11 protein-coding genes and 1 tRNA gene are annotated in these 11,385 nt (G+C 59.4%); 7 read left to right on the top strand and 5 right to left on the bottom strand.

The window, feature by feature from the left end; all coding sequences use genetic code 11:
• Positions 1–564 precede the first annotated feature (564 nt).
• Positions 565–1,341 carry a hypothetical protein gene (locus VGG53_RS08060; protein WP_331517519.1) on the top strand — a complete coding sequence of 259 codons (777 nt, stop codon included), beginning with the start codon at positions 565–567 and terminating at the stop codon, positions 1,339–1,341.
• A gap of 864 nt (positions 1,342–2,205) precedes the next feature.
• The gene (locus VGG53_RS08055; RefSeq protein ID WP_331517518.1) at positions 2,206–2,688 is read left to right on the top strand and encodes a hypothetical protein; all 483 of its coding nucleotides are present in this window, start codon (positions 2,206–2,208) and stop codon (positions 2,686–2,688) included.
• 52 nt (positions 2,689–2,740) lie between these two features.
• Here the strand turns inward: VGG53_RS08055 and VGG53_RS08050 are convergent, their stop codons facing one another.
• Entirely contained in the window at positions 2,741–3,574 is an 834-nt protein-coding gene (locus tag VGG53_RS08050) for a DUF5677 domain-containing protein (protein WP_331517517.1), read from the bottom strand.
• A 358-nt stretch (positions 3,575–3,932) separates the two neighbouring features.
• On the opposite strand from VGG53_RS08050, the gene VGG53_RS08045 reads away from it, so the two are divergent.
• The 4 genes from VGG53_RS08045 to VGG53_RS08030 all read left to right on the top strand — a co-directional run bounded on the left by VGG53_RS08045 (position 3,933) and on the right by VGG53_RS08030 (position 7,134).
• On the top strand, positions 3,933–4,532 hold the full coding sequence (locus VGG53_RS08045; protein ID WP_331517516.1) for a recombinase family protein: 600 nt from the start codon (positions 3,933–3,935) through the stop codon (positions 4,530–4,532).
• Between the two features lie 26 nt (positions 4,533–4,558).
• Positions 4,559–5,527 (top strand): toll/interleukin-1 receptor domain-containing protein, encoded by a 969-nt coding sequence (locus VGG53_RS08040; protein ID WP_331517515.1) that lies wholly within the window; start codon positions 4,559–4,561, stop codon positions 5,525–5,527.
• Positions 5,528–5,679: 152 nt separating this feature from the next.
• On the top strand, positions 5,680–6,492 hold the full coding sequence (locus VGG53_RS08035; protein ID WP_331517514.1) for an abortive infection family protein: 813 nt from the start codon (positions 5,680–5,682) through the stop codon (positions 6,490–6,492).
• Between the two features lie 192 nt (positions 6,493–6,684).
• A complete protein-coding gene (locus tag VGG53_RS08030; protein ID WP_331517513.1) occupies positions 6,685–7,134 on the top strand; it encodes a hypothetical protein in 450 nt (149 codons plus the stop codon).
• A gap of 85 nt (positions 7,135–7,219) precedes the next feature.
• Here the strand turns inward: VGG53_RS08030 and VGG53_RS08025 are convergent, their stop codons facing one another.
• The 4 genes from VGG53_RS08025 to VGG53_RS08010 form a co-directional block, all read right to left on the bottom strand.
• Positions 7,220–8,743: a hypothetical protein gene (locus VGG53_RS08025; protein ID WP_331517512.1), complete on the bottom strand. Its 1,524-nt coding sequence runs from the start codon at positions 8,741–8,743 to the stop codon at positions 7,220–7,222.
• Between the two features lie 84 nt (positions 8,744–8,827).
• Positions 8,828–9,010 (bottom strand): helix-turn-helix transcriptional regulator, encoded by a 183-nt coding sequence (locus tag VGG53_RS08020; RefSeq protein WP_331517511.1) that lies wholly within the window; start codon positions 9,008–9,010, stop codon positions 8,828–8,830.
• Positions 9,011–9,181: 171 nt separating this feature from the next.
• Positions 9,182–10,501, bottom strand: a complete 1,320-nt coding sequence (locus VGG53_RS08015; protein ID WP_331517510.1) for a site-specific integrase — start codon at positions 10,499–10,501, stop codon at positions 9,182–9,184.
• A gap of 88 nt (positions 10,502–10,589) precedes the next feature.
• Positions 10,590–10,663 (bottom strand) — tRNA-Leu (locus VGG53_RS08010).
• Between the two features lie 100 nt (positions 10,664–10,763).
• Here VGG53_RS08010 and VGG53_RS08005 point away from each other — a divergent pair.
• Positions 10,764–11,381: an ANTAR domain-containing response regulator gene (locus VGG53_RS08005; RefSeq protein WP_331517508.1), complete on the top strand. Its 618-nt coding sequence runs from the start codon at positions 10,764–10,766 to the stop codon at positions 11,379–11,381.
• Positions 11,382–11,385 lie beyond the last annotated feature (4 nt).

Below are 11,385 nucleotides of genomic sequence, written 5' to 3'. Positions count from 1 at the left end.
GACGGCCCATCGCCGGACATTACTGGCCATCGTGATTCCCCCTCGTTGCTTGCGCGCCGAACCTGAGCGTAGCTTAAGCTTTCCTAAGCTTAAGCTCAGGTCCTATGTCGCCAGGCCGATTTGGTTGTGTTCCAAGCAAATCCCCAGCAGTCAAGAGCAGTTGAGTGCCCTCGGTGAGATTCGAACTCACACTGGACGGGTTTTGAAATAGTCCGTTCTGTAAAACCGCAGGTCGTGGCCGTTTGGTGTGATTGGTGGCGACAGGTGGCTAGGGGAGTGAATTGCCTGGTCAAAGTACATCATGTCCACTTTTCACTGGTGGTAAAGGGTGGGCGCAGGTTGGTGCCGTGCGGACTGTGTGCGGACTGGCGAGCATCGTCAGGGTAGGCGGTCCGTGCCCTAAAGCCGTTGCGACTCAATGGCCCTGACGGTTGACGGGTGCCGTTTACGGCTGTCCGCGCTTCGCCTGCTTTTGCCGTCGCGTGTCTGGACGCTGCCGACGATCCAGACAAACACCTGCGGGCCAAGCGGCAAATGTCGGCAAGGTGGTGCACGATCGCGCATGTGAGTGACGACGTTGGTGCCGCCGTACCCGAAGAGCAAGTTGTCGCAAAATGGCTAGAGATCGCGCCTGGCATCGACAAAATGGCCCAGCGCATCGGCGACACCAATGACTTCGCGGTACGTGATAGATCCTCGCTATGCGGCGACGATAAGAAGAGTGCGCCCTACTGTGTGTCGCACGCAGTTCGCGCCTGCCTTGTCAGCGGGGTCGACCACCTTCACGCCGCTAAGTCGCTCGTCGTGGACTTGGAGGTGTTGCACGCGTCGGCGGTCTACAGCCTCGTCCGAGGCTCTTTGGAGAATCTGTCAGCGGCGTTCTGGATCCTGCACCCCCCAGTGCGTAACGATCGAATCGAACGGACGCTCCGCTGGCATGCGCGGAACTTCAACGAACAACTCATTGCCCTCGAACCGCTCGGCTTGGCCGACGACGCGAGTCGGGAGGCAAAGCTGGTCAGACTGGACGCGATTGCTGCCGTGCGCGGAATTTCGACGGCAAGCGTCCGAGCCGGTTACCGCAGCAGCACGGCGGTCAAGTACATCGAAGAGCATTCGGCTGAGTCAACCCCACTTTTGCCCTGGCAAATCTGTTCCGGCTTCGCTCACGGTCGACCCTGGGCTGTACTCGGTATGTCTGAGCAGGAACAGCAAGCAACCGCAGATCCCGGCGTCGTGAACCTGAGGCTGACAAGCGACCTAAGCCGGGTGCTGTACCCAACGCTATCCGCGTTCCGGTTAATGGTCGACGTCGTAAAGCTCTTGCAGCAGCGGTCGTGAGTCAAATCCGGAACGGAGCTGCCGGGAATCGAATACGCATATAACGCGGTTGACCTGCGGAGACGCGAAATGAGTCAGCACGGCGTGACATGCCGAAACATGACCTCACATGAGCTAGGTGCTGACCACCGTCAGCACGCCGAGCCGCGCCCGTGCAGAGTCTCTGCCTACGCGGAAACTTGCCTATGTCTCGATTCCCCGTCCGGGTTCCTAAACCTCCGTGGCCGCTTCCGATGATCGAGGATGGGTCCTCCCGCTCGCTGGGCCACCGGCTTCGAGCCGCACAGCGGCTATGTGATCGTTGAACTACCAGCAGGCTCGCACGCCCTGACGTAATAGCCGCTCGACACGTTTAGGGCGAAGGCGCGGCCTGCCTAGTCAAGCGACTTCCGCGAGATAACGTACTCGAATGCTGCCCGGATCTGGGCCGGTCGCGTCATGCGCGTGCAACCTGGCGGTCTCTCTGGACGTCTATTTTCTCCAGAACCGTCGAGCGGGCGAGACGGTGGACATCTGGCCAGAGAACGCATCGCTCAGCGCTATGCCTGTGCGGACGGGAGCAGACGTTGCGGAAGAACTAGCAGGGCGTCCTCTGCTCCGATACGTAACGGATCAGCACGCGCCGCCGACTGATCGAACGGTATGGACGACAACGACAGCACTCTGTCCTACGTGCTCGGGACCGTTACTCCATCTACCAGTACAAATGACGGAACGGCATTGGGTCTTCCTGATCGATCCGGCGCAGGTTAGCGAGATACAGGGGCCACGCCGATGCATAATGGGGCAAGGTATCGAGTACATACTGCCCAGCGGCTATGAGAAGAAGGCGCTGGTTCCACCTGGTTACGGGGTCCGAGTCCGATGACAGACGACAAAGCCATCTACCGGGTGTCACGCGTGTTCAACGACCTCTTGAAGCAGCTTCACAGCGATCCGATATACGAGGCTACGGAACGCCACGGTGTAATCGAATGGGCAGCGGAGATTCGAACTCCTTTCAAAGCCAGTTACCAGACGTACATCAGTCTTGCGATGTGGGATGCCAGCGCTTTCACTACCGCACTCTCAAGCGCTGCCGCGCTAGTTTCCGATTCCGGGTCGAAAGTTGTTCGCAACTTCCAGAGCGACGAGCTTTCCAACGACGGCGCTTATGAAGAGCTTGAAAGCACCGCCGAGCACCTGTTGCGAGAAGCAGTTTCCGCTGCCCTGGCTGGCCCGAGTGCCTTTGAAGGGCAAGACTCCGTCGCCCTTTACGAGTTCGCCTCGACAGCTCGTCGTGAGCGACATGACCCCACACCAACCAGATTTCCGTGGATCCATTTCAGGGGCACCAAGCCTTTCTGACAACGCCAATCGCGCTCCTTGGTCGTCCCGCCCGTCGCCCAATAGGTCCGCATCACTGAGATTCGTCCTCAACGCTTGACATCCCGTGCAGATGGGGTGTTGTCGGCCATACGCCAAACTTCTCTGCTTCCGCCTTCGTAGCCGTAACCCACGCGAGACGCTGCCCAACATCAGGTTGACGAACATGCTCAAGTAAGTCCCACAGTTCTAGAAAGAGGTTGATCGCCATGATCAACGTCTCACCGATATGGATCGAGTCTTCGGCGAACATCGCCTCCGGCTTTACACTGCGCGGAAACATTGCGTCCACAAGCGCACTGGGAGCACCGTGCGCCTGGTCCGAGTAGGGAACAAACAGGAGGTCGTATTGGTCGACGCGCATCGGATGGTCCGACTGCTTGGCTAAAGTACGGACGTTGAGGCCTGACCAATACTGTTCACGAATCAACTTTCCCCGGGCTGACACGGAGCGGAACTCGGGGAACGCGCTGGCGAGGATCTGTTCTGCCTCCTCCAGTTGAGCTTCGTCGATGTCCCTTCCCGTCTTCTTCGTGTAAAGCAAAGTGCCTCTCCGTCGTTCGATGTGCTGCATCAGGCCGTACTTCGCATACCGGAAGTTTCCTTCATCGCGATCGGCGAATGTTTTCAGATGCTCTATGTTGAGCAGGAGCTCGAAGAGCTGCCGCACGATACCGACGGCGAACTCCCACTGGCCTTCCTCGCACAAGACACGAATGGACTTGAGTGCGTTGATGCCTCGCGTCAGTACGCAAATGTCAAAGATGAAGAGCCGCGCTTCGCGAACGTCCTCCGGTCGAGTCGCACCACTGAGGGAGTCGTCCGCCGCTGCGCCAATCGAGAAGACCAGATCAAAGAACGACTTCATCCGCTCTCGTTGCGGAGCGAACACGTATGCCACGTTTGGCTGAGTCACACCTTGGCTGTGGGTCGAATGTGCCTTCTTGCGCTTTCCCTTACTACGCGACCTTCCCTTACTTTGCGGCATCGACAGAGGGTATCCAGCACTGATGCAGTGATACGAGCCCTTTTCGCGCAATGCCGTCCGGCGATGCGGAGTACGAAGCCTGCGCGGGCTTCGTCCCTCGTCTCAAAACTAAAGATCTGAGACTGTAGGCCGGTCGCTTCCTTAGCATCAACAATTCCCACGTCGCAGTGTCGCAAAAGTTGTGCCAAAAGTCGTGTCTCATATTGACGACTTATGAGACTTCTGAGACATTCGACGGATGGACGCAACCACCGCCCCCGCCGTTACCGGAACCAACTTGGGCTACGCCCGCGTGAGCACAGGACATCAGTCCCTCGACCAGCAAGTCGATGCGCTCGTCGCTTCCGGGGTGGACGGGGCGCGTGTCTATAGCGATAAACTGTCGGGCGCGTCGACGCGAGAACAGCGTCCCGGCTTAGCGGCGCTGCTGGATTACGCCCGCGAAGGGGACGCCATCGTCGTGGTCGGCATCGACCGCCTGGGCCGTAACGCTGCCGAGGTCATGTCCACCATCCGCGAGCTGGGTGTGCGCGGAATTGTCCTGCGATCCCTTCGGGAGGGCATCGACACCTCCAACGCTGCCGGTCGCATGGTGGCCGGTGTGCTCGCCAGTCTGGCGGAGCTGGAACTTGAGCTCGGCAAGGAACGTCGGTCGGCGGCGCGCGAAGCCCGGCGCGCACGCGGGCAGTCCATTGGTCGCCCCAAAGCGCTGGACGCACAGAAGACCGCACTAGCTCAGCGAATGCACTCTACTGGGGAACCCGCGAGCACCATCGCCGTCGCACTGGGCGTCAGCCGAGCGACCGTGTACCGGGCTCTCAGCGAAGATTCCGAGTAAATGCGGCAGCTTGTAAAGTTGGTCCAATGCACCAAGAGGAACGCAACATCCGCGAGTGGGACGTTGCGCTGTCATTCGCCGGCGAACAACGTGACTACGTCGAGAAAGTTGCCGAATCGCTAAAGTCGCGCGGTATCCGAGTTTTTTATGACAACTTCGAGAAAATTCATCTATGGGGCAAAAATCTGTATGAACATCTCGACTATATATATCGTAAGGCTGCAAGCTATGCAGTGGTATTCATTTCGGACGACTATGCACGTAAGGTTTGGACCACGCACGAGCGCCGGAGCGCTCAAGCCCGTGCCTTCGAGGAGAATGAAGAATACATCCTACCGGTGCGGGTCGATGATGCGGAAGTCCCTGGTTTCCTTCCCACAGTAGGCTACATCGACATAGCCGGCGTCTCGCCCGAGGAACTTGCGCTAATGATTGTGCAAAAGATCGGAAAAATTCACAGGGAAGATTATCTTCCACCTAAACCAGTGGCGCTTTTCAAACTGTTGGGTGCAGCTTCGGAAGACGACGAAAATGCAATCATCAATATATCAAACGCGTTCATGCAAGCCCTACGTCGGATGACAGAAGATGAACGGGACTTGATGGCGGAAATAATGGGTGCGGGGTGCACAGAAGAGCTGCCAGACAATGTTCACATAAGCCTCGACCTCGTCCGTCGAGATACTGGTATGGCACCGGCGGAGGTACTTGAGACCTTGCGCGGCCTGTCGTCAGTCGGCGTCCGCATGACCACTGCCGAGGTGCAATCCGAGGACTATATCGAATACGACGCACACGAGGCTAGTGATCTGGTGGCCATCGAATGGGACGACACCTCATATTACGAAGACGACCATGCCATGGAATATGCCGTCGAACGATCCACCGAAATAGCATGGGCAATGCTCACCCTGGGGCGGGCGTACTGCCTCCGTCATGGGCGCGACGCCATCAAACGGTTGGACTTCTCCGAATTGGCGTCCGATTCAGAATAACGAGCACTCAACCCTAAACCGGTGTCCGGCATGGGGGGTGGGGGTGCCCCGCTGGCCGCTTACAGGTGCGCCTCGCACTGCCAGCGCCGTCTCTCTCTCCGGGAGAAGACACTGAAAAAGCCGTTGGTGCTGGTAGTTACGATGAAAACATCATGTCTCGACCACCTGTCAGTGAAGACATCGCGGCCACGTTCGCCAGGTTCTACCTCGGCGGAAACGGCTCCACGCACACGAAGCTCACTGCCGCGTTCGTGGGGTCAGGACTTGGCGATGCCGCGCCGTATGACGAACTGACGCATACGCCCAACAAGGAAGTCCGCGTTCGTCGTGCAATCCAGGCCGCAATACGTAGGCCGGCTCTCGCACGAAAACTGGTCGACTCTCTGTTGAGGGACCTGCGCGCAGGCGGCCATTTCGACGACGACTCAATCCCGGCTGACGCTCTCAGCCGTGCGCAAAGGGCATTCCGTAAGCAGGGCTGGAACCTGTCTGATGCAGGAGACCTGTCCGAGGTTTCGATAAACCTAGACACCGGCGGTAGACCCGCCCTTAACGAGCAACTGCATCGCTTGCAGCAAGCGAACGAAGACCCAGCTCTCGCGCTGGGCTCAGCGAAGGACCTCCTTGAAGCTGTTGCGAAATTCGTGTTGTCGGAACTTGACTGGCCGATTGGGAAGAATGCCGACTTTGGCGAGCTGTGGTACCTCGCGAGGGAGCGATTGAACATACTTCCTCAGCAAGTCGCGGGTGACACTCCCGGCGCAAAGCACATCAAAGCAGTCCTTCAAAACGGGTGGGCAATTGCTGAACAGGTCAACGCGCTACGGAACCTGCAAGGTACGGGACACGGAAGGACTCTTCCGACTGGGGTCACCGCAGAGCTAGCGCGATTGGTCGTGAGGGAGGCCTGCTCTGTAGCTGAGTTCACGCTCTCAAGCCTCGACCGCGCAAAGGGTCAATCATGAACGACGCCAGTTCCGTGCCCTTGAGCTTTGTACCCCCTGGGGGTGGCCCCAATAGGAGGACGTCTGCGCCTCATACGGCCAGCGCCTTCTCTCTCTCCGGAAAAGAAAAATGGAGCGCGTCTCTGGTGGAATGGCTTCATGGTTAGTCAGAAGCCTGACCCTCGGGCCGACCTCCAAGCGGCAATCAGGGAGATGCCCGACGCCGAAGAATTTGATCTGCTGCTGCAAGCGGCGTCAGTTCGGTTGGAACTTCTGGGTTTCGCCGAGCTGGCCGAGGCAGTGCATGATGTGGCGTCCTACGGCGCACCACAGGTCGAGGAGGCTCAAATTCCCGTCGTCGAGCGGTTTCGGACGGTCGCCGGTGCGACAGGCTGGGCAATGAGCGAGGAAACCAAAGGCGATGCCGAGTGGGGTATCGCAACCACAACACTCACACTTACCTACGGCAAGAACACCATCGACGCGTCAATCAGAGGTCGTGGGATGCACCTGGACCACGCTACTTGGCGAATTGCCGGTGCGCGGTCCCAGTTCCACGAGACACTCGCCCCGCAGCGCAAGTATCGCCGCGTTGAAACGGTACTTGAGTGGATGCGCCGCGTTGTGGTTGAGCCGGTCTCCGAGGACGAGATCTCGAGATGAGCGTTCTGGTCGGGAATGAACCGCGTCGACCCGTTGCGTGATCAGCACCCGCCTCGCACGGCCAGCGACCCCTCTCGACAGAATTTCAGCCTGTAAGCGACCAGATAGACCCCTTGAGGCCCCGCTTATTAGCCGCCACGTACAGGCTGCTCCGGGAATAGCCTGCTGCTTGCCCCGCTGTGCGCACAGCAACCGCTTCTACGGTGTCGTGCCCCCGGTCGCGTTGCTCAGCGAGGTACCTGTCGAACCATTTCTGGCAGGAGGCTTTCGGCCCGCCCGACTTCTGTGACCTGTGGTCTTCCAGACTGATGAGGTTGTCGGGCGCGCCACCCTGGTAGGCGCTGCCACCCTCTTTGAACTGCGTAAACTGACCCTGGTGAGTGTCGCCACCCTGGCAACAGTCCGCAAGCCGATAGCGCGTGCCACGCCTGACCGTGACGACTTCAACGACGCTATTCTCAGCTAACTCCTGAATCGCTGAATCAAACACTTGGCGATGCGGCGTGCTGAGGCTCGTCCGGAGGTCATTTCTGGCCATTCCGTCGCCCCTCTGGCGCTTCAATCTCTCAACAATTGCGCGCATGGCCAACTGCACCCGACCAACCTCGTACCCCTCACTACGCATTGCCCTGGCAGCGCCCGCCTCCAATTCCCGCTGACGTTTGATGTCCTCAGCAGCTTGGGCCAGACCACTCCTCGTCTCATCTGAAACGGCCATGACAGCAGCGGATAGACGCCAGTCTTGTTCGCTGACCTCAGCCCGCCGATGCATGATCGCCAACAGTGCGGCCACCTTGCAACGGGTGAGCACTGCATGGCCGTCAAGTGCGTCGCCGTCGCCGCGCTGGCGGGCAATGTGGTTCACGCGGATAGCCCGCTCAATCTCGGGTGCCGCATAAACAATCTCGACAACACCACCATTTCCCGGCGTCCATATCGGCATATCCGTCTCCAACGGATCGGGATCATTAAATTCCCCGTCTGGGATATTTGGGTCTGTTACCGGAACCCACAGGAAGCGTTGTGGGGTGCCACCGCTCGTATCATTGAATATGACATCCGTGTGGCCCGGCTGCGCACCGACCGACAGGCAAGCCCTATAAGAGTGTGCTGGGACATTCCGGCGGGCATCCTTAGTCGCATTAGCCTGCCCGAGCTGTTCGCCCATTGCTAAGCTCTTTAACGTCGGTAGCAAGATGCTTCCGTGAGCGCTCGACAGCCCGGCCATCGTGTCTATTTCTGGTATATCAAAGATAACTGGATGAATCTCATCTGTCGCGTTCCGTTTTGTAAACGCTTCGGCTATTCCTTGGCCTGATCCAATAGGCAGCGTCAGAATATCGTTAGGCCACGCCAAGGCTGCAACCTTCATGGTGTTCCCTTTTCCGGTTCCAGACCGGCCCACAAAGGCACAGAGCAGGTTCAGGCTGGCGTGACCACCGATGACAGGTGGCAACTGCACGGTTGGCGGAACGCTGGCAGCGACCCGCAATAACACTCCGAAGAACACTGCCCACGGTGACGCATAACGTGCACGCGCCCAGCCGTAAGCTTTCTCTAATTGATCACTGCCTGAGTTCATAAAGAACTCTTCGGCTGATACATTCATTTGACTCACAATCCTATTTCTCCAGTTTTTGAACAGCATTAGCCCAGTAGCCCCTTACGGGAAGCTAAGCTGGGCTTGGCGTGCTTAGGCAGCGAACTTGGACTCAAACCAAGATTCAATATCGGCACGCTTCCACACGCGCCTACGGCCAACCTTGGCGGACGAGGGAAGCTCGCCTAGCCGCTCCCAATAACGAATGGTGTCAATGCTCCGACCGCTATAAGCGGCAATACCGGCAGCGTCAATGAATGGCGATTGCTCGGACATACTGATCTTTCATTTTCGGCAGCACAATGGATACCCCTGCCGGTTCGGGTTGCGCGCGGATCGCGACGTGGCAGCGGGTCGTATGTCCAGAACGCTCTATGCCGCCACTGGGTGATCACCATAGCGAACGCGTGTTCGATAGCAAGGAGGTGCGCGTTGGCGTGTCGCCAGCTACTTCGGCGCGGTCGCCTTATCCATCGCCGCCGCTAGCCGCTCCCATTCGCCATCAATCATGTGGCTATAGACGTTGGCCGTGGTGGTTAAGTTCTTGTGTCCCAACAACTTTTGTGCCGCCATCATGCCCGCAGCGGTAGACGACTCGCTGATGGCCAGCGACCCGGCAGTGTGCCGCAAGGTGTGCGGCGTCACATCGCCATAGCTCAGCTTCGCAACCGCCTTATCGAACCGCACCCGGAACCACCCGAGCGTCATAGCGCCGCCGTCCGGGCCGGGGAACACGAACTCTGACGGGTCTCGGCCCTTGATCGCCTCCCGTAGTTCCTCGACACACGCCGTCGTCAATATCGGCACCGCGCGCCGCTGGTGCGTCTTGGTGTCGCCTTCTATCCGGCCCTGGCCGCGCACGCCGGTAATGCCCTTCGCCACGTTCACGCTTCGCTTTTCTAGGTCTACGTCGCCCACCCGCAGCGAAGCGGCCTCGCCAAACCGGAGGCCGGAATAGGCCAGGAATCGCACCATCGCGGCAAGCGAGGTCCGCGAAGGGCGCGTGTCGCTACGCTGGCGAACCGGCGCGTTGGCCGTCTCGTCGGCAAGCAGCCCCACCTGGTCATGCGTTAGCGCCAGGTCTTTGCTCTGCGGCTTGCTCGGCAACACGATGTTGTCCGCCGGATTCGCGGCAAGATACTTGGCCCGGATCGCATACGCGAATACCTGATGCACGACCTGGTGAGCTTGGATCACCCGCGAAGGAGATAGGCCGGCATCCGGGTTGCTCTTGCGTTTGCGCTGACGCGCTGCCGGGTTAGTCGCTAGCCACGTAACCCACGTCTGTAGCCGTTCGTAGTCAATGTCCCTCAATGCGTAATCGCCCCACTTCGGCAGGATCACCACGTCAAGCAACCCGCGGTAATCGCCAATCGTCTTAGGTGCCCGATTAGCGGCTTCCTTTGTGCCAAACCACGTTTCGGCAACAGTCCTAAAAGTAACCGCCGAGCGCTGCGGGTCCGCATACGTGCCAGTGTTGAGCGCGGTCGTGGTGCCGTCGATGTGCTGCTGTGCCTCGACGCGCTTATCGAACGCTCTAGTCCGCTCCTGGCCGTCGTGGTCAACCCATCTAGCAAGCCAGCGCTTGCCCTTGCCGTGGCGAACCGTACAGACCATCGTGCCGGGTGTCTTGGCGTGCTTAGGGTCGACGCACCACGTTGGCCTGCCCGTCTGATCGGCAGGCCAAGCGACCTGTTCACCGCGCCGTGCTGGCCGGTGCCAGCGGTCCTCTACACCCGCGCGAACACTGCGCCTAATGCTTGCCATGGTCCGCAGTGTAAATCCTCCTGCGGACTGTGTGCGGACTGGCGAGCTGAGCGTGTTGACCAGTCTAAGCATAATGCCTGCTCAGAAGTGCCCTCGGTGAGATTCGAACTCACACTGGACGGGTTTTGAATCCGTTTCCTCTGCCAGTTGGGATACGAGGGCCTGGCACTTACGGCCTCCCACCATAGAGGATCGGTCGATGCGAGCCGACTCACCGCCCCCGCGGTCGAGGATCGGCGTGGTTCACGACAGAATGTTCGTCATGACCGACGTCGACGCGCGTACGCCGCACCGGGTTCTCATCGCCGAGGACGAGGCGCTCATCCGGCTCGACTTGGCCGAGATGCTGCGCGAAGAGGGCTACGAGATCGTCGGCGAGGCCGGCGACGGTCAGGAAGCCGTCGAGCTGGCCGAGAAACTCGATCCCGATCTGGTGATCATGGATGTGAAGATGCCGCGTCGCGACGGCATCGATGCCGCGGCGGAGATCGCCCGCAAACGCATCGCGCCGATCGTGGTGCTGACCGCGTTCAGCCAACGCGACCTCGTCGAAAAAGCCCGCGACGCCGGGGCGATGGCTTATTTGGTGAAACCGTTCACCATCTCCGACCTGATCCCCGCGATCGAGGTGGCTCTGAGCCGATTCAGCGAAATCAGGGCACTGGAGCGCGAAGTCGAGACGTTGTCGGACCGGCTGGAAACCCGCAAGCTCGTGGAACGCGCCAAAGGGCTGTTACAGGCCAACCAGGGCATGACCGAGCCCGAGGCGTTCAAGTGGATCCAGCGCGCGGCGATGGATCGGCGGACCACGATGAAGCACGTGGCCGAAGTCGTGCTGGAAACCTTCGACACGGCCCAGGACGCACCGCCGTCGAAATAGCTGG

Source organism: Mycobacterium sp., assembly GCF_036490025.1.
GTDB lineage: Bacteria > Actinomycetota > Actinomycetes > Mycobacteriales > Mycobacteriaceae > Mycobacterium.
The sequence above is the reverse complement of the archived record's forward strand: the minus strand, read 5'-3'. Positions and strand labels throughout refer to the sequence as shown.